Annotated in this window: 19 protein-coding genes, 1 tRNA gene and 1 pseudogene; 15 read left to right on the top strand and 6 right to left on the bottom strand. The window is 72.5% G+C overall.

Annotated features, from left to right (window positions below; translation table 11 throughout):
• Positions 1 to 4 precede the first annotated feature (4 nt).
• The 3 genes from tssM to tagH all read right to left on the bottom strand — a co-directional run bounded on the left by tssM (position 5) and on the right by tagH (position 6,434).
• Complete coding sequence (tssM, locus tag ACE3OG_RS15420) at positions 5 to 3,406, bottom strand: type VI secretion system membrane subunit TssM (RefSeq protein ID WP_374310222.1); 3,402 nt, start codon at positions 3,404 to 3,406, stop codon at positions 5 to 7.
• A gap of 54 nt (positions 3,407 to 3,460) precedes the next feature.
• A complete protein-coding gene (tssL, locus tag ACE3OG_RS15415) occupies positions 3,461 to 4,876 on the bottom strand; it encodes a type VI secretion system protein TssL, long form (protein ID WP_374310220.1) in 1,416 nt (471 codons plus the stop codon).
• A 94-nt stretch (positions 4,877 to 4,970) separates the two neighbouring features.
• Positions 4,971 to 6,434 carry a type VI secretion system-associated FHA domain protein TagH gene (gene tagH / locus ACE3OG_RS15410; protein ID WP_374310218.1) on the bottom strand — a complete coding sequence of 488 codons (1,464 nt, stop codon included), beginning with the start codon at positions 6,432 to 6,434 and terminating at the stop codon, positions 4,971 to 4,973.
• Positions 6,435 to 6,684: 250 nt separating this feature from the next.
• Here tagH and ACE3OG_RS15405 point away from each other — a divergent pair, with 250 nt between their 5' ends.
• The 5 genes from ACE3OG_RS15405 (at position 6,685) to trmD (ending at position 13,006) form a co-directional block, all read left to right on the top strand.
• Positions 6,685 to 9,906 carry a caspase family protein gene (locus ACE3OG_RS15405; RefSeq protein WP_374310242.1) on the top strand — a complete coding sequence of 1,074 codons (3,222 nt, stop codon included), beginning with the start codon at positions 6,685 to 6,687 and terminating at the stop codon, positions 9,904 to 9,906.
• 82 nt (positions 9,907 to 9,988) lie between these two features.
• A tRNA-Val gene (locus tag ACE3OG_RS15400) sits at positions 9,989 to 10,063 on the top strand.
• A gap of 352 nt (positions 10,064 to 10,415) precedes the next feature.
• Positions 10,416 to 11,735, top strand: coding sequence for an aspartate aminotransferase family protein (locus ACE3OG_RS15395; RefSeq protein ID WP_374310240.1), 1,320 nt, complete (start codon positions 10,416 to 10,418; stop codon positions 11,733 to 11,735).
• A 9-nt stretch (positions 11,736 to 11,744) separates the two neighbouring features.
• Positions 11,745 to 12,308: a ribosome maturation factor RimM gene (rimM, locus tag ACE3OG_RS15390; protein ID WP_374310216.1), complete on the top strand. Its 564-nt coding sequence runs from the start codon at positions 11,745 to 11,747 to the stop codon at positions 12,306 to 12,308.
• Positions 12,305 to 13,006, top strand: coding sequence for a tRNA (guanosine(37)-N1)-methyltransferase TrmD (gene trmD, locus ACE3OG_RS15385; RefSeq protein WP_374310214.1), 702 nt, complete (start codon positions 12,305 to 12,307; stop codon positions 13,004 to 13,006). Before rimM ends, trmD begins: the two co-directional genes overlap by 4 nt.
• A gap of 3 nt (positions 13,007 to 13,009) precedes the next feature.
• Here the strand turns inward: trmD and ACE3OG_RS15380 are convergent, their stop codons facing one another.
• Positions 13,010 to 13,246: a hypothetical protein gene (locus ACE3OG_RS15380; RefSeq protein ID WP_374310212.1), complete on the bottom strand. Its 237-nt coding sequence runs from the start codon at positions 13,244 to 13,246 to the stop codon at positions 13,010 to 13,012.
• Between the two features lie 178 nt (positions 13,247 to 13,424).
• On the opposite strand from ACE3OG_RS15380, the gene ACE3OG_RS15375 reads away from it, so the two are divergent.
• The 4 genes from ACE3OG_RS15375 to serB all read left to right on the top strand — a co-directional run bounded on the left by ACE3OG_RS15375 (position 13,425) and on the right by serB (position 16,233).
• Positions 13,425 to 14,030 (top strand): hypothetical protein, encoded by a 606-nt coding sequence (locus ACE3OG_RS15375; RefSeq protein ID WP_374310210.1) that lies wholly within the window; start codon positions 13,425 to 13,427, stop codon positions 14,028 to 14,030.
• Positions 14,027 to 14,566: a hypothetical protein gene (locus ACE3OG_RS15370; RefSeq protein WP_374310208.1), complete on the top strand. Its 540-nt coding sequence runs from the start codon at positions 14,027 to 14,029 to the stop codon at positions 14,564 to 14,566. Before ACE3OG_RS15375 ends, ACE3OG_RS15370 begins: the two co-directional genes overlap by 4 nt.
• Positions 14,567 to 14,659: 93 nt before the next feature.
• The gene (locus tag ACE3OG_RS15365) at positions 14,660 to 15,178 is read left to right on the top strand and encodes a Dps family protein (protein ID WP_374310206.1); all 519 of its coding nucleotides are present in this window, start codon (positions 14,660 to 14,662) and stop codon (positions 15,176 to 15,178) included.
• A gap of 152 nt (positions 15,179 to 15,330) precedes the next feature.
• A complete protein-coding gene (gene serB, locus ACE3OG_RS15360) occupies positions 15,331 to 16,233 on the top strand; it encodes a phosphoserine phosphatase SerB (RefSeq protein WP_374310204.1) in 903 nt (300 codons plus the stop codon).
• On the opposite strand, the gene serA is transcribed toward serB, so the two are convergent.
• Complete coding sequence (gene serA, locus ACE3OG_RS15355; protein WP_374310202.1) at positions 16,230 to 17,822, bottom strand: phosphoglycerate dehydrogenase; 1,593 nt, start codon at positions 17,820 to 17,822, stop codon at positions 16,230 to 16,232. The genes serB and serA overlap by 4 nt on opposite strands.
• A 79-nt stretch (positions 17,823 to 17,901) precedes the next feature.
• Positions 17,902 to 19,086: a phosphoserine transaminase gene (locus ACE3OG_RS15350; protein WP_374310200.1), complete on the bottom strand. Its 1,185-nt coding sequence runs from the start codon at positions 19,084 to 19,086 to the stop codon at positions 17,902 to 17,904.
• Here ACE3OG_RS15350 and ACE3OG_RS15345 point away from each other — a divergent pair.
• The 6 genes and pseudogenes from ACE3OG_RS15345 to ACE3OG_RS15320 all read left to right on the top strand — a co-directional run.
• Complete coding sequence (locus ACE3OG_RS15345) at positions 19,070 to 19,252, top strand: hypothetical protein (protein ID WP_374310198.1); 183 nt, start codon at positions 19,070 to 19,072, stop codon at positions 19,250 to 19,252. The two genes, ACE3OG_RS15350 and ACE3OG_RS15345, sit on opposite strands and share 17 nt — an antisense overlap.
• A gap of 51 nt (positions 19,253 to 19,303) precedes the next feature.
• Positions 19,304 to 19,936 carry a hypothetical protein gene (locus tag ACE3OG_RS15340; RefSeq protein WP_374310196.1) on the top strand — a complete coding sequence of 211 codons (633 nt, stop codon included), beginning with the start codon at positions 19,304 to 19,306 and terminating at the stop codon, positions 19,934 to 19,936.
• A 420-nt stretch (positions 19,937 to 20,356) separates the two neighbouring features.
• The gene (locus ACE3OG_RS15335) at positions 20,357 to 20,722 is read left to right on the top strand and encodes a hypothetical protein (RefSeq protein WP_374310194.1); all 366 of its coding nucleotides are present in this window, start codon (positions 20,357 to 20,359) and stop codon (positions 20,720 to 20,722) included.
• A 147-nt stretch (positions 20,723 to 20,869) separates the two neighbouring features.
• The gene (locus ACE3OG_RS15330; RefSeq protein WP_374310192.1) at positions 20,870 to 21,310 is read left to right on the top strand and encodes a (2Fe-2S)-binding protein; all 441 of its coding nucleotides are present in this window, start codon (positions 20,870 to 20,872) and stop codon (positions 21,308 to 21,310) included.
• Positions 21,307 to 21,630, top strand: a complete 324-nt coding sequence (locus ACE3OG_RS15325; RefSeq protein WP_374310190.1) for an FAD binding domain-containing protein — start codon at positions 21,307 to 21,309, stop codon at positions 21,628 to 21,630. The genes ACE3OG_RS15330 and ACE3OG_RS15325 overlap by 4 nt, the downstream gene beginning before the upstream one ends.
• A gap of 151 nt (positions 21,631 to 21,781) precedes the next feature.
• Positions 21,782 to 22,162 (top strand): annotated as a pseudogene (locus tag ACE3OG_RS15320) (molybdopterin cofactor-binding domain-containing protein); the annotation flags it as partial.
• Between the last annotated feature and the right edge of the window lie 120 nt (positions 22,163 to 22,282).

The raw sequence follows: 22,282 nt of genomic DNA, 5'->3' as shown, positions 1-22,282 counted from the left end.
CGCCTCAGCTTCCGTCGGGGCAGCGGAAGGCGCGCAGCGCCTCGAGGTCGAGCGGCTTCATCTCCGCCTGCGGGCTCGCCGGGGTCGAGACGATGCGGAACACCAGCGTCTTGCCTCCGAGCTGGAACGAGGCGCGCGGCCCGTCGACCTCGGCGGCGTCGATCAGCCGGTGCAGCGACCACAGGCCCTGCTTCAGCAGCATCGGCGGCTGCGCGGCGCTCGACCGGACGGTGAGGAGGGCGCGGTGCAGCTCGGCCTCGCCTGGCCAGGGAACCTGCGTCGGCCCCTGCCCGGACAGGATCGAGATAGCGTCGACGTCGAGCCGCGTTCCGGCGGCCGCCGGCGGCGTGATCGTCGTCGAGAAGCCGGGGGTCTGCTGGTCGCCGGCGAAATAGGCGGCGCGGATGTCCGCCGCGCGCCGGAACGCCTCGAGCGAGGCCTCGCCGACGGCGCCCGCCAGCGGCGAATCGGGTTTGAGGCGCCATTTGCCGCCCGAGGCGTCGAGCGCCGGGACGAGATTGGCCGCGGCGAAGCCGTCGATGAGGCCGCGCGGCCCGAACATCTTCGCGAAATCCTCGAGCTCGACGTCGCGCACGGCGGTCTTGTCGAAGGGGTAGCGGCTGGCGATCTTCTCCTGGCAGGTCAGGGCGACGTCGGCGCGCAGCTTCGCCAGCGTGCGCGCGACGCCGGAGGCGCCGATCTCGCCTTTGACGTCGGCGGCGGCGGCGGCGAAGATCGCGGCGAAGGGCGCGGGCATGTCCGCGGTGAGCGACGTCAGCCGGGCGGCCCCGCCGCCGACCCGCTCGGCGAGGTCGCCGGGCGCCACGCCGTCGCCGGCGAGGCGGGCGAGGTCGAGGCGCAGTTCGTTGAGCTCGGCGAGCGCCCGGTCGATCGGGCGCGCGCCCGGATCGCCTTCGACAAGCCTGGCGTAGGGCGACAGCGCCGCCTCGATCGTCTTCGCCGCGGCCTCGCCCGACGCATCCTGCGGCTGCGCGCCCGCGTCCGCGTCGGCCCCGGCGGAGCGCGCCGGCGCGCCGGCGGAAAGGGTCGTCTCGTCGCGGACCGACTCGAGGACGCCGGCGAAGGGCGAAGTGACCGAGGAGGCCGCGCTGAGCAGCGGATAGGCCGGGCGGTCGGCGGTGAGCTTGCGCGTCTTCAGGGCTTCGAGCGCCTTGCGCCAGGCGTCGACGAAGCGTTTCGCGTAGAGGTCGACGACGTCCGGGCCGAGCCGGTCGTATTGGGCCGAAGCCTCCGGCGTCTCGCCGGCCGCGCCGAGGGCCCAGCGGTCGCGCGCCGTCTCCTCCAGCGTCGCGGGGAGCGCCTTGACGAAGCCCTCGAACCCGGCCTTCGTGAAGAAATAGGGCGTGGTCGCCGCCTCGATCGAGGGCTCGAAGACGACGAGCGCGCCGGCGCCGCCGGCCTTCGCCGCCGACCAGTCCGGCCGCAGCGTCGCCTTCGCCCTCGCCTCCATCAGCGCCAGCGCGCGCTCGGCGGGCTTTTGCGCGGCGAGCGCGGCCTGCGCCTTCTCGACGAGCGGCCCGTCGAGCTTGACGAGCGGCGCGCCGGGCGTCTCGAGCTCGAGAAGGGCGGAAAGGTGCTGCTCGAGCTCCTTGCGTCCCTCGGCGTTCTTGGCGCCGGGATAAAGCGTCTCCGACCAGTCGCGGCCGACGACCGAGGCGATCAGCTGGCGGTCGGCGGTCTTGAGGCCGCCGAGCATCAGATAGGCCTTCAGCGCGTCGAACCTGTCTTTCGGGTCGCCGCCCGGCTGCGCGAGCAGCTCCTCGAGCCGGTAGACGAGGCGCGGGCGCAGCAGCCGCTCGAGGCCGGCGTCATAGGCGCCCTGCGCCGCCGAGCGCAGCCGCTCGGCCTGGCTGAGCCCGAGGTCGGAGCCCTGCGCGCGCGCCTCGGCGTAGCCGCCGGGCAGGAAGCGCAGCGCATGGAGCGCCGGCAGCGCCTTGGCGAAGTCGCGCTCGGCGACGACGTCCGCCGTCCCGACGCCGCGCGCGGCGGCCGGATAGGCGAGCGCAGCCTCCTCGAAGCGGGCGATCGCGTCCATGCTCCTCGCGTAGCCGAGCCACATCGCGAACAGGGCGAGGGGGGTCGCGACGGCGAGCGCCGCGAACGCCGCCATGCGCGCGAGCCGGCGCGCGCGTCCGGTCGACACCCAGCCCGCCTCGCCGACCACCACCTTCTTCAAGAGGTCGGTCAGAAAGAAGCTCTTGCCCTGCCCGGAGAGAAGCTTCGCGCCGGCCGCCTGCGCGCCGAAGCTCCTGGCCAGCGCCCCGAGCAGCTGGTCGATCGGCGCGCCTTCCTGCGTGCCGGAGGTGAAATAGAATCCGCGCAGCGGCGCGGCGACGCGGTAGCGCGCGGGATCGAACACCGCGTCGAGGAAGCCGAGCGCCGGCTTCTCGAGCGCCGCCATCTGGGCGGGAAAGCCGAAGGCGAGCACGCGTTCGCCGGCGTCCTTCTCCTCGTCGAGACGCCGCCGCGCGAGGCGGTTCAGCGGCTCGATCAGGGCGGCGAACTCCGCCGGCGCCTGCGCCAGCATGGACTTCCTCTTGTCCATGGTCTGGAAGGTCGCGCCGAACACCTGCGCCCGCCCCGCTTCGTCGAGGCCGCCGAACATCTCCATGAAGCCGAGCACGAGGTCGGCCTTGGTGAACACGGCGTAGACCGGGAAATCGACCTTGAGCCCGTCGTGCAGCTCGACGAGCCGCGCCCGCACGGCGTCTGCGTGGGCGAGGACGTCGTCGGACGGAAGCGTCAGGAGGTCCTCGAGGCTGATGACGACGAGGACGCCGTTGATCGGCTGGCGCGGGCGGTTCTTCTTCAGGAGCGCGAGGAAGGCGAGCCAGCTCTTCTGGTCGGCCTTGGCGTCCGAATCCTGCGTCGTGTAGCGGCCGGCCGTGTCGATCAGCACGGCGTCCTGCGTGAACCACCAGTCGCAATAGCGCGTGCCGCCGACGCCGGCGACGGCGCGCGCGTCGCCCTGCGCGGCGAGCGGAAACTCGAGGCCGGAATTGACCAGCGCCGTGGTCTTGCCGGAGCCCGGCGGGCCGATCAGCACATACCAGGGCAGGTCGTAGAGATAGCTGGCGCGCCCGCCGCGCGCGCGCAGCGTCGCCAGCGCCTGCGCCATGCGCTCGGCGAGCACCGGGGCGTCGCCGTCCTCGGCGAGGCTGCGGGCGATGCGCCGCGCGCCCGCGCGCCGTCGCGCGAGGCGGACGGCGCCGACGCCGCCGATCAGCGCGAGCGCGATCGCCATGAGGGCGAGGCGCGGGGCGGCCTCCTCGAGCGGATGGCTCCCGTCGAAGGAGAGAAGCGGGGCGGCGAACCAGATCAGCGCGGCGAGCGCCAGCGCGCCGACGAGGCTGATCAGGATGCGGAGCCAGAATTTGGTGGTCATCGAAATCCGCCTGCCGGAAACGCCTCGTTCAATCCTCCCGCCCGTCCGCAAGCGCTAGTCGCTGCGCGGGACGATGATCTCGACGCGCCGGTTCTTCGCGCGCCCCTCCGGCGTGTCGTTGGGGGCGATCGGCGCGTCGGCCCCCTTGCCCTCCGTCTCGACCCGCTCGGGATTGGTCAGCGACTGCTTGAGGAGCGCGGCGACGGCCTTGGCCCGATCGAGCGACAGCTCGAAATTGGAGGCGAAGCGCGCGTTGGAGATCGGCGTGTTGTCGGAATGGCCGACGACCCTGACCGCGCCGCGCCCGTCGTCGAGCGCCATGGCGACGTACATCATCAACGGCTTCACGTCCTCGAGCAGGGCGGACTTGCCCGGCTGGAACAGGCTGCGGTCGACGATGCGGATGACGATCTGGTTGGCGCTCGGCTCGACGCTGAGCGCGCCGGCGGCGATGTTGGGGGCGAGCACGGTGCGGATGTGGTCGAGCTGGGAGACCTGCGCCGGGCTCGGCGGCGGGGCCGGCGGCGGCTCGACCTGCGCCGTGCGGGCGATCTCGACCGGGCCCGTCGGCGCGAGCCCCGCCGCCATGGCGGCGGCGGCCTCGGCCTTCGCCCCGAGCGACAGGCGGAAGCCGACATAGGCGCCGAAGACGGCGAGCGCGGCGAGCCCGCACGCCGCCCACAAAGGAACGCGAAGGCGCATAGCGCGCGCCGGCAGCGGCTGGCCGCGCCAGCGCGGCGACAGCGCGGCGGGGGCGGGCGAGGAGCGGTCGATAAGGTCGCCGAGCTGCGCGCGCGCCATCTCGGCCTCGCGCGTCGAGAAGGCGAGGGCGAGGCAGGCGTGCAGCAGCTCGATGAGGCCGTGATGGGCGGACGGGTCCGAGCTCGCCCGCGCGATCTCCTCATAGAGGCGGCGCGCGCCGTCGCTCTCGCCGAAGAAGCGGGTGACGAGGCCGGCCTGCGCGCCGCCGCGCTCTTCGGCCGGAAGATTGGAGATCACCTCGTCGGCGGCCGCGCACAGGGCGAATTTGGCGCTCTTCGCCTCCTCCGGCGCGACGCCCGCGCCGAGCATGGCGCGCTCGGCCGCCTCGATCGCGGCGGCGATCTGCGGCGCGGTGTTGCGCCCCTGCGCCCGCGCGCGCGCCGAGCGCAGCCGCCCGAGCAGCAGGAGCAGCGGCGCCGCCGCCTGCATGAGCGGGTTGGCGTTGGGCGCGGCGAGCGCGTCGCTCTGGGCCAGCGCCTGCCGCGTGGGCGGGGCCGCCGCGGGCTCGGCCGCAGGCGGCGGGGGCGCGCGCCGGCCGGCGGGATTGGGCCGGAACACGGTGCGGTCCTCGAGAAAGGAGACGACGGTCATGTCGGCCGGCGGCGGCGCGGCGGGGGCGGCCGGACGGAAGATCGTCCGGTCGTCGCGCTCGGGCTCGCGGGACGGCTCGTCGCCCGCCGCGTCTTTTGCGTTTTCGTCCTCGTTCATCGCCGCCCGATCCTACGCGCAAACCTTGAAGCGGCGCCCCCGGACGCGGGCGGCCGCGCGAAATTCACAGGAACCTCGAGCGCCCGGCGCCGATTCATGCGCCGTCCTTGGCCTGATCGTAGCATTCCGCGAAATAAAGCATGAAGGCGTCGACCAGCCCGTCCTCGTGGCGCAGGCTCTTCGCCTGCCAGCGGGCGAGGAAGAGATCCCACAGGCGTCCCTTGCGTCCGCCGAACAGGGCGGCGAGGCGGCCTTCGTCCCCGGCGGCGGCCTCGATCGACTTCGGGTCGAGGTCCTCGACGAGCATCCGCACCGCCTGCTGCATCGCCGCGAAAGTGTAGAGCTGATGCGCCTTGAGGTCGGAAAACGCTCCCTCGAAGGCGCGCCGCGCGTCGAGATAGCCGCTGGTGCGCGGGCCGAACATGATCTTCAGCGCGTCGTCGGTGGTCGGGGCGAATTTCAGCGGATTGTTGTCGAGCGCCTGGATCATCGTCTGGCTCGACGCCCGCGCGAAGCGCTTCGCCTTGAACCTCGCCGACAGGAGCTGGGTCAGGTCCTCGACCGCGAGGCGGGTCAGCGCGCCGAGCTCCTCGGCCGCCTTGATCGGGTCCTTGCGCGCGAAGATGTGGTCGGGAATTCCGGCGCCCTTCGCGAAGGCGCGCAGGAAATCCTCGGCGCTCGGCCCGCCCGACGCCGGCGCCTCCAGCGCGGACCTCTCCGGCGCCAACTTCTCCTGCGCCTCGGCGGGCGCGGCGGATTCGTCCTGCGCGCGCGGCTCCGGTTGCGCCTCGCGGCCCGGCGCCGGCGCGGCGGGCTCCTCGTCCGGGGCGCGCGCCTCGAGGATGGGCGCGGCGTCTTCGGCGGCCGCCGGCGGGGCGATTTCGTGGGATTCGACCGGCGCGGGTTCGGCCGGCTCGGGTTCGGCCTCGAGGCTCCACAGGTCGGGCGCGGCGCCGGCCGACGAGGAGGACGCGGCCCACAGCGCCGCCTCCTCGTTCGGCCGCGGCGCGGCGGGCTGCGGGAACGGCCCGAGCGGGCGGATCACCGTGAATGGACGCCCGGACAGCGCCGCCGCCGCCCGGGCGCGGGCGATCTCCTCGGGCGCCGCCGCGGGCGTCGCGGCCGGCGCGGCGACGGACGCGGCCTCCTCGAGCCCGCGCGTGGTTTCGTCCGTCCCGGCGGTCGCGGGAGCCTCGCGGGCGACCTCCGGCTCGGGCGGCGCGGGCGCGTCCGCCTTCGTCTCCTCGATCGCGACCGCGATGACGTAGGAGCCGATCGCCAGCCGGTCGCCGTGGCGCAGGAGATAGGGCGCCTGCACGCGGCGGGCGCCGTCGTTGACGAAGGTGCCGTTGGTCGAGATGTCGTTCAGCCAGTAGGCGCCGTCGCGGAAGCGCACCTCGCAATGGCGCCCGGAGATGAAGCGGGTCGGGTCGGGCAGCGGCCAGTCGACGTTCGCCGAGCGGCCGATGTCGACGCCGCGTCCATCGGTCAGCCTGACGCAGGTCGGAGCCCCGTTCGGCAGGCTCTGCTCGTTCTCGATCGTCAGGATCAGCGTCATCGCGGCCTCCGCCCGGATTGAAAATGGATGAGGTGAAAAACCTTTGCGTTCCATGGCCCGGAGCGTTGAAAAACCTCGTTCCGGCATAGCCCAAATGAGATGCCGGCGCCACAGCATCGCCATCGGGGATCAACCCTCCGTGCGCTGCGGCACGCGACGGGCCGCGCGCGATTGTTTCAGGGCTTCGCGCGACCTATGGTGAGCGGCGGCCCGGGCTCGCCGCCGGCGGCCCGCCGCCGTCCGGGTGAACATGCCGATCCGCGTCAGGGCCCTGCTCATCGCCGTCCTCGCCTGCCTTCTCGCCTGCCTCGCGCCGGCGGGCTTCGGCGAGGCGCGCGCCGAGCGGCGCGTCGCGCTGGTCATCGGCAATTCGGCTTACAAGAATCCGGCTTTCGCCGCGCCCACCGCCCGGACCGACGCCGAGGACGTCGCGCGGGAGCTGCGCGCGCTCGGCTTCGAGGTCGTGCTCGAGACCGACGCCGACCTCTCGGCCTCCGGCCGGGCGATCCAGCAGTTCGCCCGGCTGGCGACGGGCGCCGACGCGGCGCTGTTCTACTACGCCGGCCACGCCGTGCAGCATCAGGGCCGCAATTTCCTTCTGCCCGTCGACGCCGACGTCAACGACGAGGTGAGCCTCGCTTTCGGCGCGGTCGCCGTCGACGGCGTGCGCGGCGCCCTCGAGCGCGCGCCGGGCCTGCGCATCATGGCGCTCGACGCCGCGCGGGCCAATCCGGTGTCCGAGCGGCTGGCGCGGCGCGCCGGCGGCGCTCCCCCGGCGCCCGCGGCGCGCCCGCCGTCCGAGCGCTTTCTCGTCGCCTATGCGGCGGCGCCCGGCGAGGTGGCCGCCGACGGCGCCGGACGCAACAGCCCCTATTCCGGCGCGTTGCTGAGGCGCCTCTCCGAGCCCGGGCTCGAGGTCGAGACGCTGTTCCGCCGCGTCGCCGGCGACGTGGCGGCGGCGACCGGCGGCCGCCAGCGTCCGCAGACCTATGTCGCGCCGTTCGAGCCCTTCGTGCTCAACCGCGCCGATTCCGACGCCTGGGACAGGGTGAAGACGAGCGACGATCCGGCGGCGCTGCGCGACTTCCTCGAACGCTTTCCCTCCTCGTTCCACGCCATCGACGCGCAGTACCGGCTGAAGGCGGCCGAGGCCGCGCTGCGGGCGCAGAAGGAGCGCGCCCTGCGCGAGGCCGAGGCGGAGCGCCGCCGCAAGGAGGCCGCGGCGCAGGAGGCGGCGCGCCGCGCCGAGCTCGACGCCGCCTGCGAGCGCGAGGGCGCGGCGCTGAACGAGGCGCGCGAGCCGGACGCGCTGCGCCGCCTCTCCGGCGGCGTCTGCCCGCAGGTCGCCGCCGCGGCCAAGACGCGCCTCGCCGAGCTGGAGGCGCGCCGCCTCGCCGAGGAGCAGGCCTGCCGGCGCGAGGACGGCGCGCTGGCCGCGCTCGCGCCGGCGGACGCGCAGGGATTGCGCGCCCTCGCGCAGTCGGCGTCCTGCGCGAGCGTGAAATCCGCCGCCGCGGCGAAGCTCGCAGCACTCGAGGCCGAGGCGGCGCGGCGCGCCGAGCTTTGCCGGCGCGAGGACGCCGAGGCGCATGCGCTCGCGCAGCGCGGCGACGGCGCGGGGCTCGAGGCGCTGCGGGGCCGGGCGCAATGCGACGCGACGGGCGCGCTGGTCGCCGCCGCGCAGGCCGAGATCGCCGCCGAGGCCGAGCGCGCCCGGCGGGCGGCGCTGCAGGCCGCCTGCGAGAGGGACGGCGCGGCGCTCAAGGCGATCGGCGAGCGCGACGCGGAAGGGCTCAAGGCTTTTCTCGCCAAGGCGCCCTGCGAGCCGGCGGCGCGAACGGCGCAGGCGCGCCTTTCCGACGCCGAGGCGGCGCTGGCGCGCGAGGCGGCGGCCTGCCGCGCCGAGGACGAGGAGATGGGGAAGCTCGCCGCCGACGCCGCGGCGCTGAAGGATTTTCGCGCGCGCGCGCGCTGCCCGGCGACGCTCGCCGCGCTCGACCAGAGCCTTGGCGAGATCGCTTCGCGCGAAGCCGCCGAGCGGGCGGCGCGCGAGGCCGCCTGCCGGCGCGAGGGCGGCGAGCTCGCTTCGCTGGCCGCGCGCGACCTCGACGGGCTGCGCGCGCTCGCCGGACGCGCCGCCTGCGCCGACGTCAAGGAGCAGGCGTCCCAAAAGCTCGCGGCGCTCGAGGGGACTCTTCAGCGCGAGGCGCAAAAGCGGGCCGAGGCGTGCCGGCGCGACGAGGCGCGGCTCGCCGGGCTTTCCGCAGGTCCGGGCGATCCGGCCGCGCTCGAGGCGCTCGCGAAGGGCGCCGAGTGCCCGAGCGTCGTCGAGGCGGCGTCGGCCCGTCTCGCCGAGGTCAGGGCCGCCTGCCGCGCCGACGCCGCCGCGCTCGCCGCGGCTCCCGCGCGCGAACCCGCCGGCCTGCGCGCGCTCGCTGAGAACTCCGCCTGCGCCCCCGTGCGCGCGCAGGCGGGCGAGAAGCTCGCGGCTCTTGAGGCGGACCTCGCCCGGCAGGCGCAGGCCTGCGCGCGCGAGGAGGCGCGGCGCGCCGCGATCGCGCCGCAGGATGTCGGCGCCCTCGGCGCGCTGCGCCGCGAGGCGTCCTGTCCGGGCGTCGTCGCGAGCCTCGACCGCGCCCTCGCCGAGGCGAAGGAGGCCTGCGCGCGCGAGGAGGGAGCCCTCGCCGCGCTCGCGCCCTCGGACGGCGACGGGCTGCGCGCCCTGGCGCAGTCGGCGACCTGCGCCTCCGTCAAATCCGCCGCCGGCGCGAAAGTCGCCGCGCTCGAGTCCGAGGCCGCCCGCCTCGAGGAGGCGTGCCGGCGCGAGGACCTCGAGCTCGCCTCGCTGAGGGCCGCGCCGGGCGCGGACGCCGCCGCGACGCGCGAAAAGCTCGCCGCGCTGAAGCGGGGCCTCGCCTGCGCGCGCCTTTCGCCGCAGGTCGAGGCCGCGCTGCGCGAGCTGCCCGAGCCGGCCGTCGTCAACACGAAGCCGCAGATCCGCGCGGCGCAGGACGAGCTCGCCCGCATCGGCTGCCTCGCCCCGCCTTCGAGCGGCGCGCTCGACGCGCGCGCGAAGGCGGCCTTCTCGCGCTATTTCGCGGCCAGGGGCGAGGCGCCCGCGGCCGCGCCGCTGGCGGTCGACGACGCGCTCGTCTCGCGCCTCAAGGCCGAGCCGGACGGCGTATGCGCGCCAGCCGTCGCCGCGCCCGGCAAGCCGGCCGCGCCGAAGAAGGAGATCGTCCGCCTTCCCGCCGCCGAGCCGCCGCGCGCGCGGCCGGAGCCGAGGCGCGAGGCGCGGCCCGCTCCCGAGAAGCCGGCGCCCGAAAAACCCGCGCCCGCGCGCCCGGCGCGGGAGCGGCCCGCGGTCCGGGAGGCCCGGCCCGCGCGCGAGGTCCGTCCCGTCCCGGCCGCGCCGGCGCAGGCCGCGTCGGGCCGTCCGTCGTCCGCCTCGCCGATCGGCGTCGGCTTCTGAGGGACGCAAAAAACGGCGCCGGCGCGGCTTGCGCGCCCGCGGGCGAGCCGATATATGCTGGCGGCTCCGGCCGCGAGGCGGAGGGCGCGTAGCTCAGCGGGAGAGCACTACGTTGACATCGTAGGGGTCACAGGTTCGATCCCTGTCGCGCCCACCATTCCCTCTCGCGACGTTTGACGCAGCCCGGGCGCAAGCCCGGGCTTCTCGCGTCGCGCCGTCCGCGTCACGCGGCCGCACGCTGGCGGGGCGCGCGGCGCCGGGAGCCGCTTCCGCGAAAATGAAGTTTCGTTTCAAGGGATTCTGCTCTAACTGTCGCCTCTGGCGCGCCCGTCCGCGCAGTCCTGCGGCTTTAGGGCTCTGCCCGCAGGCCGCGGCGACGTTCGGAGCTCAATGACTTGACGACGAAAGCCCTACAGGAAGCGGCCCTCGCGAGGGCGCCGCGGCGTTTCGACATCGCCGAATTGATCGCCGAGCGCGAGGGCGAGCGCTACGCGCTGCACGCCGCGCACATGAACGAGATGATGGTCCGCGTCATCCAGACCATCGGCGGCGACGTCGGCTTTTCGCGCGGGGAAGGCCAGTATCTCTACGACCGCGACGGGACGCGTTATCTCGACCTCCTCAGCGGCTGGGGCGTCTTCGCCGTCGGACGCAACCATCCGGTCGTGCGCGAGGCGATCGAGTCGGCGCTCGCGGCCGACCTGCCCAATCTCGTGCAGATGGACGTCTCCGTCCTCTCCGGCCTGCTGGCCGAGCGCCTGCTCGGCTTCGTTCCCTGGCTCGACAAGGTGTTCTTCGCCAATTCCGGCACGGAGACGGTCGAGGCGGCGATGAAATTCGCCCGCCGCGCCACCGGCCGGGCCAGGATCGTCCACTGCAGCCACGCCTTCCACGGGCTCAGCCTCGGCTCCCTGTCGCTGAACGGCGACGCTATCTTCAGGGACGGCTTCGGGCCGCTTCTGCCCGACTGCGTCGAGGTTCCGTTCGACGACCTGCCCGCGCTCGAGGCGGCGCTCGCCGCCGGCGACGTCGCCGGCTTCATCGTCGAGCCGATCCAGGGCAAGGGCGTCAACCTGCCGGGCGACGCCTATCTTCGCGAGGCGGCGCGGCTGTGCCGCAAGCATGGGGCGCTGTTCGTCGCCGACGAGATCCAGACGGGCCTCGGGCGCACCGGACGCTTCCTCGCGGTCGAGCACTGGGACGTCGAGCCGGACATGGTCCTGGTGGCCAAAGGCCTGTCGGGCGGGCAGACCCCCGTCGGGGCGCTGATGACGCGCAAGGCCGTGTTCGACAAGGTCTTCAACCGCATGGACAGGGCCGTCGTGCACGGCTCGACTTTCGCCAAGAACGAGCTCGCCATGGCCTGCGGCCTCGCCGCGCTCGAGATCATCGAGGGCGAGCGGCTGATCGCGCGGGCCGAGCGGCAGGGCGAGCGCCTGCTGAGGTCGTTCCGCGCCATGGCCCAGCGCTACGAGCTCGTGAAGGACGCGCGCGGCAAGGGGCTGATGATCGGGATCGAGTTCGGCAGCCCGCAGTCGCTGAAGCTCAAGGCCGCCTGGGGCGTCGTCGAGGCGGTCAACCAGGGCCTGTTCTGCCAGCTCGTCACCTTGCCGCTGTTCAAGGACCACAAGATTCTCGTGCAGGTCGCGGGGCACGGCAGCCATGTCGTCAAGCTGCTGCCGACCCTCGTCATGGACGACGCCGACTGCGACTGGATCGAGCGCGCCTTCGACGAGACGATCGCCGACGCGCATCGCGTGCCCGGAGCCGTCTGGTCGCTCGGCAAGACGCTCGCCGACCACGCGCTCAGGGCCCGCGCCGCGAAATAGGGGCGGGCGATGCCGCTGCAGGACGGACGGGACAGGCTGATCCTCGTCGGGCGGCTCGGCGCGGCCCATGGCGTGCGCGGCGAAATCCGCCTTTTGAGCTTCACGCAGGACAGGGCGGCGATCCTGTCCTACGCGCCGCTCTTCGACCGCGCGGGGACGCGCGCCTTCTCGCTGCGCGCCTCGCGCCCCCTCAAGGACGGCGCCTTCATCGTCCGGCTCGGCGGCGTCGACAGCCGCGAGGCGGCGCAGGCGCTGACCAACCTCGATCTCTACGCCTCGCGCGAAAAATTGCCGGCGACGCAGGAGGAGGAGTTCTACGTCGCCGATCTCGTCGGCCTTCTCGCGCAGGATCCTGAAGGACGCCCGATCGGCCATGTGCGCGACGTGCTCGACTATGGCGCCGGCCAGATCCTTGAAGTGGCGCCGGAGGCGGGGGGCGAAACCCTGCTGTTTCCCTTCACCCGCGCCGTGGCGCCGGGCGTCGATCTCGCCGCCGGCGTGATCGTCATCGCCGCGCCCGTCGAGATCGAGGCGCGCGAGGAGGCCGGCGGGGACGCCGCGGACGCCCCTTGAGCCCCTGGCGCGCGAGCGTGCTCACCCTGTTTCCGGCCATGTTCCCGGGGCCGCTCGGCTTCTCGCTCGCCGGCGAAGCCCTTGGGCGCGGGAGCTTCTCCCTCGAGGCGCACGACATCCGCGCGCACGGGCTCGGCCGCCATCGCGCCGTCGACGACGCGCCGGCCGGCGGCGGCGCCGGGATGGTGCTGCGGGCGGACGTGCTCGCCGCCGCGCTCGACGCCGCGCTCGCGCCGGGCGACGCGCGCCCGCGCCTGATGATGAGCCCGCGCGGCAGGCCGCTGACGCAGCGCCGCGTGCGCGAGCTTGCGGCCGGGGAGGGCGCGGTCCTCGTGTGCGGCCGCTTCGAGGGGGTCGATGAGCGGGTGATCGAGGGCCGCGGGCTGGAGGAGGTCTCGATCGGCGACTACGTGCTCTCCGGCGGCGAGCTCGCCGCCATGGTCCTTCTCGACGCCTGCGTGCGGCTTCTGCCCGGCGTCATGGGCAAGGCGGAATCGGGCGAGGAGGAGAGCTTCGAGGGCGGCCTGCTCGAATATCCGCACTACACCCGCCCGCGCGAATGGGAGGGACGCGGGATCCCGCCCGTCCTGCTTTCCGGCGACCACGGCCGGATAAAGGCGTGGCGGCGCGAGGAGGCGCTGCGCCTCACCGCCGCGCGCCGGCCGGACCTTCTCGCCCGGGGCGACGGCGAGCCCTGAACGCTAGCCGCGCGCGGAGGCGTCGGCGATCCGCTTGTCGCGCCGCGTCATCATGCGCCGCGCGACGAGCCAGGAGATCGGCGCGGCGACGACGAAGCTCAAAAGCGCGACGTTCATGTAGGCGCCGAACGCCCAGTCGAAATTATGCGTCAGCTGCGGGTTCAGCGCGATGAACAGCGACATGACGCCGAAGGTCACCGCCGCGATCGGCAGGAAGGCGATCATAGCGATTTTGGCCACGGGTCTGCTCCACGGACAGGATGCGACGGCCTCGGCCGACGCGGAATGCGCCCGGAACGCCGCCCGGCGGCGCGGGTTCCGGCCCGCTTGCGCGCTTATGGAGCCCTAGGCGGAGCCGCGCTTTGGCGGTATCACTGCGCGCCTGGGCCGCGCGCCCATCCCGCATCGGACCCACGCGATGACCGAGTCGAGCCCCCCGTTCAACGCCAGAGAGATCCTGCAGAACCCCGATCGGGTCGAGCCGAGTCCGAAGCGCAGCCTGTGGATGCGCGAGCTGCCCTATCTCATCGTGCTCGGCATGATGCTGCTCGGCGTCGGCTACACCGCCGTCTCGCGCCGCAACCTCGTCGGCTACTGGGAGTTCATGGCCTTCGTCGTCTGCGTCGCCGTCATCGCGACCGGCTGGTCGGAGACCGAAGACCGGCGCGGCCGCATCCGGCTCGTCGTGAGCCAGGCGCTGCACTGGATCTCCTTCCTCATCGCGATGAACCTCGCGCTGCTGCCGGGCGTGCAGCGTCTGCTCAACCCCGAGGCGACCGGACTCACCGTGCTTCTGCTGCTCGCCCTCGGCACGGTGACGGCGGGAATCAACATCATGTCATGGCAGATCGCCTTCATCGGCGTCGTCATGGCCGTTGCGGTTCCGGGCATCGCCTGGCTGCAGCAGTCGGCGATCGCCGTCGTGCTCGGCCTCGTCCTGGCGCTCGCCGGCCTCGGCGTCGTCTATTCCTGGCACGCTTCGGCGCGGCGCGGGCGCGCCGGAACGCAAGGAGCGCGCGCGTGAGCTATTCGGACGATCTCTACGAAGACGAGGCCGGGCCGAGCTTCTGGGTGCGCGAGGCGCCCTATCTCGCCATCCTCGCGCTGACGCTCGGCGGCGTCGCCTACATGAGCCTCACGCGCGCGCGGCTGTTCGGCTACTGGGAGTTCATGGCCTGCATCGTCGGCGCGCTCTGCGTCGCGACCGGCTGGAGGGACGCGCCGGACAGGCTGCGGCTCGTCTGGACGCAGGCCCTGCACTGGGGCGCCTTCCTCGTCGCCATGAACCTGCTGCTGCTGCCGAGCGTGCAGGCGATCGCCAACGAGGACATCACCACCCTCGCCATGCTGCTTCTGCTCGCGCTCGGCGTGTTCGTCGCAGGCGCGCATCTCCTGTCGTGGCGGCTGTGCGCCAACGGCCTCGTCATGGCGCTGTGCGTGCCGGCGTTCGCCTGGCTCGACCAGTCGGCGCTGTTCGTCTCGCTCGTGTTCATCGTCGCCGTGGTCGGCGCGCTCGCGTTCTTCTGGCTCCGGCGCGAGCGCGGCGCCCGCGGCGCCTAGAAGGCGTGCGAGCCCGGAACCTTGGCGTCGCCGGCGGGTTAGACTCGGCCGTCGCCGCAGGCGGCTTCCATCCCCTTCGCAAGGACCACCCTGATGGCCGCCAAGACCGCGCAGGAGCGCCAGATCGCGCCCCTCGAAACGCCGACCGACCTCAAGCCCGAAGCGACGAAGGACATCGCCGCAGGCCTCACCACCCTGCTCGCGGACATGTTCGCGCTCTATCTCAAGACCAAGAACTTCCACTGGCACATGTCGGGCTCGCATTTCCGCGACTACCATCTCCTGCTCGACGAGCAGTCCGACCAGATCTTCGCGACGACCGATCCGATCGCCGAGCGCGCGCGCAAGATCGGCGGCACGACGCTGCGCTCGATCGGCGAGATCAGCCGCATCCAGCGCCTGCTCGACAATGACGCGCCCTATGTGACGCCGGCCGACATGCTGGCCGAGCTGCGCGACGACAACAAGCAGCTCGCCGCCTCGCTGCGCGAGCTGCACGGCGTCTGCGACGAGATGGAGGACGTCGCCACGGCGAGCCTCCTCGAGGTGTGGATCGACGAGGCCGAGCGCCGCACCTGGTTCCTGTTCGAGGCGACGCGCGGCGCGCAATAGGCGCGAAGAGCGAGCCTTCGGCTGAGGACGGCGGCGCGACGGGCGCCGGAGCGTTTTCAGCAAAACTTTTGCGTTGAGAAAACGCGTTTGAACAAATAGCTAGAGCGCGTTCGGCGAACTGGATTTCGCTGAACGCGCTCCAGAACCCCGCCATGCCGCCGCCAGCCGATTTCGTCGCCACCTTCGTCTGCGATCCGCAAGCCCCGATCCTGAGCGAAAAGCTCGCGCGCCGCGCGCAAGCGGCTCTTGGCGCGCGCGAGGCGCGCTGGCTCGCGCCGGGGCTCGCCCTCGACCTTTTCCTTCCGCCCGAGCGCGCGTCCGGCGCCGAAGCTCGCGCGCGGGAGGCGCTGGAGGGCGCGCCCGTCGACGTCGTCGTCCAGCCGGCGCAGGGGCGGCGCAAGAAGCTGTTCGTCGCCGATATGGACTCGACCATGATCGGGCAGGAATGCATCGACGAGCTCGCCGCCGAGGCGGGGCTCAAGGATCATGTCGCCGCGATCACCGAGCGGGCGATGCGCGGCGAGATCGCCTTCGAGGGCGCGCTGCGCGAGCGCGTCGCGTTGCTGAAGGGCCTGCCGCTCGCCGTCGTCGACCGCGTGCTGGAGCGGGCGATCACGCTCACGTCGGGCGGGCGCGCTCTGGTGCGCACCATGCGCCGGAACGGCGCGCTGACGGCGCTCGCCTCCGGCGGCTTCACCGTCTTCACCCGCGTCGTCGCGCAAAGGATCGGCTTCGACCTCGACGTCGCCAACCGGCTCGAGATCGACGGGGACGGGCGCTTCGCCGGGTCCGTCGCCGAGCCGGTCTTCGGCGCCGACGGCAAGCGCGCGACCCTGCTGCGCCTTCGCGCCGAACGCGGCCTTGGCGCGCAGGAGACGCTCGCGGTCGGCGACGGCGCCAACGACCTGCCGATGCTGCAGGCGGCGGGGCTCGGCGTCGCCTTCCGCGGCAAGCCGGCGGTCGCGGCCGCGGCGGCGGCGCGGATCGAGCACGCCGACCTCGCCGCGCTCCTTTACGCGCAAGGATATGCGCAGGACGAGATTTTCGAGGATTAGACCGAAAAGCGCAGCGCCTTGACCCGCTTCACCCCGGTCAGCGCGCCGGCGAGCGTCAGCGTCGCGGGGGGCAGCGGCGCGTCGACGGCGATCAGCGAGGCGGCGGCGCCTCCCTCGCGGTCGCGCCCGAGGGAGATGGTCGCGATGTTGACGTCGGCGGCGCCGACGACGCTCGTCAGCTTGCCGATGAAGCCGGGCTTGTCCTCGTTGCTGACGTAAAGCATGAAGGGCGCGACCACTGCGTCGACGTCGACGCCGTCGATCTCGACGATGCGCGGCCGCCCGTCATGGAACACGGTGCCGCTGACCCGAAGCGTGCGCGCCTGCGTCTCGACGATCAGGCTCATCAGCGATTCATAGTCGGCTTCGGCGGCGCGCGAGACCTCGTCGACGACGATCCCGCGCTCCTTGGCCACGGCCGCCGCCGAGACGACGCTCACGTCCTCGAGCACGGGGCGCAGCAGCCCGGCGAGCGCCGAGGCGGTCAGCGCCTTGGTCTTGAGCTCGGCGACCGCGCCCTCATAGACGATGGTCGCCTTGACGACGCCGCTGTCGAGCATCTGGCCGACGAAGGCGCCGAGCACGTCGGCGAGCGCGACGAACGGCTTCAGCCGGCCGGCCTCCTCGGCGGCGATGGAGGGGAAGTTGACGGCGTTGGCGATCGCCCCGCGCGTCAGATAGTCGGCCATCTGCTCGGCGATCTGCAGCGCGACGTTCTCCTGCGCCTCGGCGGTGGAGGCGCCAAGATGCGGCGTGCACACCATGTTCGGCGCGCCGAACAGCGGGTTCTCCTTCGCCGGCTCCTTCGAGAAGACGTCGAAGGCGGCGCCGGCGACATGGCCGGAGTCGAGCAGGGCGCGCAGGGCCTCCTCATCGACGAGGCCGCCGCGCGCGCAATTGATCACGAACACCCCCTTCTTCGTCCGCGCCAGCGCTTCGGCGCAGAGGATGTTCCGCGTCTGCGCCGTCATCGGCGTGTGCAGGGTGATGAAGTCGGCGCGCGCGAGAAGCTCGTCGAGCTCGACCTTCTCGACGCCGAGGTCGGCGGCGCGCTCGGGCGCGAGGAACGGGTCGAAGGCGATCACATGCATGTGCAGGCCGATCGCCCGGCTCGCGACGATCGCGCCGATGTTGCCGCAGCCGACGACGCCCAGCACCTTGCCGGTGATCTCGGCGCCCAGGAAGCGGCTCTTCTCCCATTTGCCGCCCTGCGTCGAGGCGTCGGCGGCGGGAATCTGGCGGGCGACGGCGAACATCATGGCGATCGCGTGCTCGGCGGTCGTGATCGAGTTGCCGAAGGGCGTGTTCATCACGATGACGCCGCGCGCTGTCGCCGCCGGGATGTCGACGTTGTCGACGCCGATGCCGGCGCGCCCGACCACCTTGAGGTTCTGCGCCCGGGCGAGAATCTCGGCCGTGACCTTGGTCTCGGAGCGGATGGCGAGGCCGTGATAGCCGCCGATGACGCCGGCGAGCTTCTCCTTGTCCTTGCCGAGCGCCGGCTCGAAATCGACGCTGACGCCGCGGTCCTTGAAGATGGCCACGGCGGCCGGCGAAAGCGCATCTGAGATCAGGACGCGGCGAGGCATGGACAGCTCCGGTGGCGGGCGTCGCGGCGAGGGGCCGCTACGACGCCGACATGTCAAGACATAAGGAGAAGCGCGGCGGTCAGGCCGGGACGGCGGTCTGCGCCTTGACGCTGGCGAAGGCGTAGTCGAGCCAACCCGTCAGCGCCGCGACGTCGGCCGTCTCGACGGTCGCCCCGCACCAGATGCGCAGCCCGGGCGGGGCGTCGCGATAGGCGCCGACGTCATAGGCCGCCTTCTCCTTCTCGAGGAGAGAGGTCAGCGCCTTGACGAACGCCGCCTGGCCTTTGGCGTCGAGCGCGGCGACGGCGGGATCGACGATCTTGAGGCAGACGCTGGTGTTCGAGCGGATCGCCGGATCGGCGACGAGGAAGTCGATCCACGGCGTGCGCTCCACCCAGTCGCCGAGCGCCCTGGCGTTGGCGTCGGCGCGGGCGAGGAGGCCGTCGAGCCCGCCGACCGACTCGCCCCAGCGCAGCGCGTCGAGATAGTCCTCGACGCATAGCATGGAGGGCGTGTTGATCGTCTCGCCCTCGAAGAGTCCCTCGACGAGCTTGCCGCCGCTCGTCAGGCGGAAGACTTTCGGCAGCGGCCACGGCGGAACGTAGGAAATAAGCCGCTCGACGGCGCGCGGCGAAAGGACGATGACGCCATGGCCGGCCTCGCCGCCCAGCGCCTTCTGCCAGGAGAAGGTGACGACGTCGAGCTTGTCCCAGTCGAGTTTTTGCGCGAAGGCGGCGGAGGTGGCGTCGCACAGGGTGAGGCCGGCGCGGCGCGGGGAAATCCAGCCGGCGTCCGGAACGCGCGCGCCCGAGGTCGTGCCGTTCCACGCGAAGACGACGTCATTATCGAAATTCACCGTAGAGAGATCGGGAATCTCGCCGTAGGGCGCCTCCAGCACGCGCGCGTCCTTGAGCTTCAACTGCTTGACGACGTCGCCGGCCCAGCCCTCGCTGAACGACTCCCAGGCGAGCACGTCGACGCCGCGCGCGCCCAGCGTCGACCACATGGCCATCTCGAAGGCGCCGGTGTCGGAGCCCGGCGTGATCCCGATGCGATGGCCGTCGGGGATCTCGAGCAGCTCGCGCGTGCGGTCGATGGCGGCCTTGAGGCGCGCCTTGGCCGGTCCCGCGCGGTGCGAGCGACCGAGCGGCGCGTCGTCGAGGACGCCGCTGCGCCAGCCTGGGCGCTTGGCGCAGGGGCCGGACGAGAAGTTCGGCGAGGCGGGACGCGCGGTCGGGCGGGGCGGGATGATGCTGGCTGTCATATCGATGAGACTTCGCTCCGAATTGCGCTTTCTTGCGTCGGTCGGCGGCGCGGCGGACTTCGTCAGGCTGGATGATTATAGAAAAAATCTATCAATCCATTTTGATTATCTATTAATCGAGCCCGGCGGCGCGGTCAAGGCGAGCCGGCGGATCGCGCCGCATTGACCCGCCTTCGCCCTGCGCTCCATGATGGCGCCTCGGCGAGCGGAGGGAAAGATGAGCGGGGCGCAGCCTGTGGTCGGCTTTCGCATGGGCGCGCGCCTCGCCGCGGCGCTCGTCGCCCTGACGGTCCCGGCGTCCGCCGGGACGATGACCTTCCGCTGGGCGGACGCGGCGACCTGCGCCGGGCGCTGCTCGAGCGCGATCGTCGCCGAAGGCTCGATCGAGGAGGGCGCGGCCGAGCGGTTCAGGGCGATGCTCCAGGCGTCGGGCGACGCCGGTCGCCATCCGCTCGTGATCCTGAACTCGCCGGGCGGCAAGATCGTCGCCGCGATGGAGCTGGGCGAGGCCTTTCGTCGCGCCGGCGCGACCGTCACGGTGGCGGCGCCCGCGGACTATATTCCGCAGGCCGGAATCTGTTTCTCGTCCTGCGTCTACGCCTTCATGGGCGCCGCGCGCCGCGTCGCGCCGCCGGGCAGCCAGATCGGCGTCCACCGCATCTTCGCCTGGAACGGCGCGAAGCGCCATTTCGCCGGCGAGGCGATGACCGCCATGCTGAAGCGCTATACGCTGGCGATGGGGGTGAGCGTGGAGCTCGTCGCCGTCGCCGAGCAGATCGATCCGAGCCAGGTGCGCATCCTCACCGCCTCCGAACTCGCGCGCTGGCGCCTCGCGACGGCGAGCTTCTGAGAGCGCACCGGCTCGGCGCGCTCCTCCGGCTTCAGTCGAGCTTCTTCAGGCTCGAGAGGTCGACCGGGCCCTTCTGGCTTGAAAAGGCGGGATCGGCTCCGCCGCACGCCGCCGATCTGCAGGTCGCCCGTGTCATAGGTCGAGACCTTCCCGGCCCGGTCGATCAGCAGACGGCGCTTGTCGGGGCAGAAGGCGTAGCGCAAATCGTCCTGGCCGCCGCTCGACGACGGCGAACCGAGATCCTTCGGCCGCCAGCCGCCGCCGGACATCGGCTTCATGGGCTCCATGGGTTTCATAGGCTCCACGTGCGAAACTCCTGAAGGTCCGTTATCGATGGCGGCCGCAACGTGTGAGGCGGCGGATGGTTGCTTCCTCGAGTTCAGGCAGGTCCTTGTAAGCAGGTCCCGAAAAGGAGAAAAAATGCGTCTTCGCAATCTTCGGCGCTTCGGCTTCGCGCTCGCCGGCGCGGCGCTTTTCGCCGCCGCGCCCGTAGCGGCGAAAAGCGGCAAGGTCGCCTATGCGCCGGGCGGCGGCTGGACGAACCTGTCGCAGGATCCTGAAAGCGGCGCAGGCTTCTACCCCCTGCCGGGCGGCGCCGGAACGCTGCAGGAGCGCTCGCGCCGTCCGGTCGCCTACGCCAACGAGCGCAGCGCCATCGGCACGGCGATCCAGACCGAGGCGATCGCCCACGACTATGACGAGGGCTACGCCTTCGGCAACGGCGACGACGTGTTCGATCCGGACGAAGGCGTCGGCACGCCCTTCTTCGGCGGCTACTACAGATAGGCCGTCCTGCGGCGCGCGGAAAAGTGGAATGTCCGCGGCCGACGCTCGTTCGGGGCTCGAACAGCTTCGGGCGGCCGCTCCTTCTTCGTCGCCGCCGCGCAGGACGCGGAGCTCAATCCGAGCGTCAACGGCGCGCCTGTCGTCGTAATGATCGCGCCCGACGTGACCCTGCTCGATCTTCTGCGCGAGCGGCTCGGCCTCACGGGAACGAAGAAGGGGTGCGACCACGGCCAGTGCGGCGCCTGCGCCGTGCTGGTCGACGGGCGCCGGGTCAACGCCTGCCTCACGCTGGCGATCATGCAGGAGGGCGCGGACGTCGTGACCATCGAGGGGCCCGGCGCGCCGGGCCGCCTGCGCCCGATGCAGCGGGCCTTCATCGCGCGCGACGCGTTCCAGTGCGGCTACTGCGCGCCCGGCCAGATCTGCTCGGCCGTCGGGCTTCTCAACGAGGGCCGCGCCCATACGGACGACGAGATCCGCGAGGCGATGAGCGGGAACCTCTGCCGTTGCGGCGCCTACCCGAACATCCTTGCGGCGATCCGCGACGTCCTCGCCGAAAGCGAGGCGGCGGGGGAGGCGGCGCAATGAAGCGCTTCGCCTATCTGCGTGCGTCCTCGGTGGCGGAGGCCGCCGCGGCGGTCGCCGCCGATCCGCGCGCCGCCTTCGTCGCCGGCGGCGCCAATCTCGTCGATCTCATGAAATATGACGTCGCGCGCCCGACGCTGCTCGTCCACGTCGCGCGCCTGCCCCTGCGCGAGGCCTTCGCGCGCGTCGCCGACGCGATCCTCGCGCCGGCGCGTCCTCTCAAGGGCAACGCCTTCAAGGTCGAGCTGCCCGCCGCGCGATTCTGCGCGCTCTGTCGCAGGCCTCGCGCGGCGCGCCGCAGCGGCAGAGCGTCAAAAGCGTGAATTGACGCCGGAGCGCACGCAAAAGCCGAGCAGGGAGCCGGTCATGTCGCAACTTCACGTCGGCTCGCCCCGTGCGCGCGTGGAAGGCCCGCTCAAGGTCGCAGGCCTCGCGCGCTATGCGGCGGAGTTTCCCGCCGATGGGCTGTTGACCGGCGTCGTGCGCGTCCCGCGCGTGGTCAGCGCCGTCGCGGCGGGAAAGAGCCTCAATCCGCTGACCGGACGCAGCCAGATCATGGGCGGCGTGGTGATGGGGATCGGCGTGGCGCTGCATGAGGAGGGCGCGCCGGACCACGCGCTCGCGCGGGTCATGAACCACAATTTCGGCGAATACCACATCCCGACCAAGGCGGACGTCGGCGAGGTCGAGGCGATCTTCGTGGAGGAGCGGGACGACAAGGTGAGCCCGCTTGGCGTGAAGGGCCTCGGCGAGATCGGGATCGTCGGCGCCGCGGCGGCGGCGGCGAACGTCGTCTTCCACGCCACGGGCAGGCGCGTGCGCGACCTGCCGATCACTCTGGACAAGCTGCTCTAGGACCAATCGACATTCGGGATTCATTTTTGCGTTTGGCGCGGAATCAATGGGCTGCGGATTTTTTTGATTCGGAGCGCATCGATGGGCGTGCGACGCTATGAGCTGAACGAGGCTCAGTGG

The organism is Methylocella sp. (assembly GCF_041905455.1).
Classification (GTDB): Bacteria; Pseudomonadota; Alphaproteobacteria; order Rhizobiales; family Beijerinckiaceae; genus Methylocapsa.
Note: the sequence above shows the minus strand (reverse complement) of the source record. Positions and strands in the feature narration are given on the sequence as shown.

Bases quoted from the DNA above. Each gene is read 5' to 3' on its own strand.
- tssM (WP_374310222.1), bottom strand. From the start codon at position 3,406: ATGACCACCAAATTCTGGCTCCGCATCCTGATCAGCCTCGTCGGCGCG.
- tssL (WP_374310220.1), bottom strand. From the start codon at position 4,876: ATGAACGAGGACGAAAACGCAAAAGACGCGGCGGGCGACGAGCCGTCC.
- tagH (WP_374310218.1), bottom strand. From the start codon at position 6,434: ATGACGCTGATCCTGACGATCGAGAACGAGCAGAGCCTGCCGAACGGG.
- ACE3OG_RS15405 (WP_374310242.1), top strand. From the start codon at position 6,685: ATGCCGATCCGCGTCAGGGCCCTGCTCATCGCCGTCCTCGCCTGCCTT.
- ACE3OG_RS15395 (WP_374310240.1), top strand. From the start codon at position 10,416: ATGAACGAGATGATGGTCCGCGTCATCCAGACCATCGGCGGCGACGTC.
- rimM (WP_374310216.1), top strand. From the start codon at position 11,745: ATGCCGCTGCAGGACGGACGGGACAGGCTGATCCTCGTCGGGCGGCTC.
- ACE3OG_RS15375 (WP_374310210.1), top strand. From the start codon at position 13,425: ATGACCGAGTCGAGCCCCCCGTTCAACGCCAGAGAGATCCTGCAGAAC.
- ACE3OG_RS15365 (WP_374310206.1), top strand. From the start codon at position 14,660: ATGGCCGCCAAGACCGCGCAGGAGCGCCAGATCGCGCCCCTCGAAACG.
- serB (WP_374310204.1), top strand. From the start codon at position 15,331: ATGCCGCCGCCAGCCGATTTCGTCGCCACCTTCGTCTGCGATCCGCAA.
- serA (WP_374310202.1), bottom strand. From the start codon at position 17,822: ATGCCTCGCCGCGTCCTGATCTCAGATGCGCTTTCGCCGGCCGCCGTG.
- ACE3OG_RS15345 (WP_374310198.1), top strand. From the start codon at position 19,070: ATGATGCTGGCTGTCATATCGATGAGACTTCGCTCCGAATTGCGCTTT.
- ACE3OG_RS15350 (WP_374310200.1), bottom strand. From the start codon at position 19,086: ATGACAGCCAGCATCATCCCGCCCCGCCCGACCGCGCGTCCCGCCTCG.
- ACE3OG_RS15340 (WP_374310196.1), top strand. From the start codon at position 19,304: ATGAGCGGGGCGCAGCCTGTGGTCGGCTTTCGCATGGGCGCGCGCCTC.
- ACE3OG_RS15335 (WP_374310194.1), top strand. From the start codon at position 20,357: ATGCGTCTTCGCAATCTTCGGCGCTTCGGCTTCGCGCTCGCCGGCGCG.
- ACE3OG_RS15330 (WP_374310192.1), top strand. From the start codon at position 20,870: ATGATCGCGCCCGACGTGACCCTGCTCGATCTTCTGCGCGAGCGGCTC.
- ACE3OG_RS15325 (WP_374310190.1), top strand. From the start codon at position 21,307: ATGAAGCGCTTCGCCTATCTGCGTGCGTCCTCGGTGGCGGAGGCCGCC.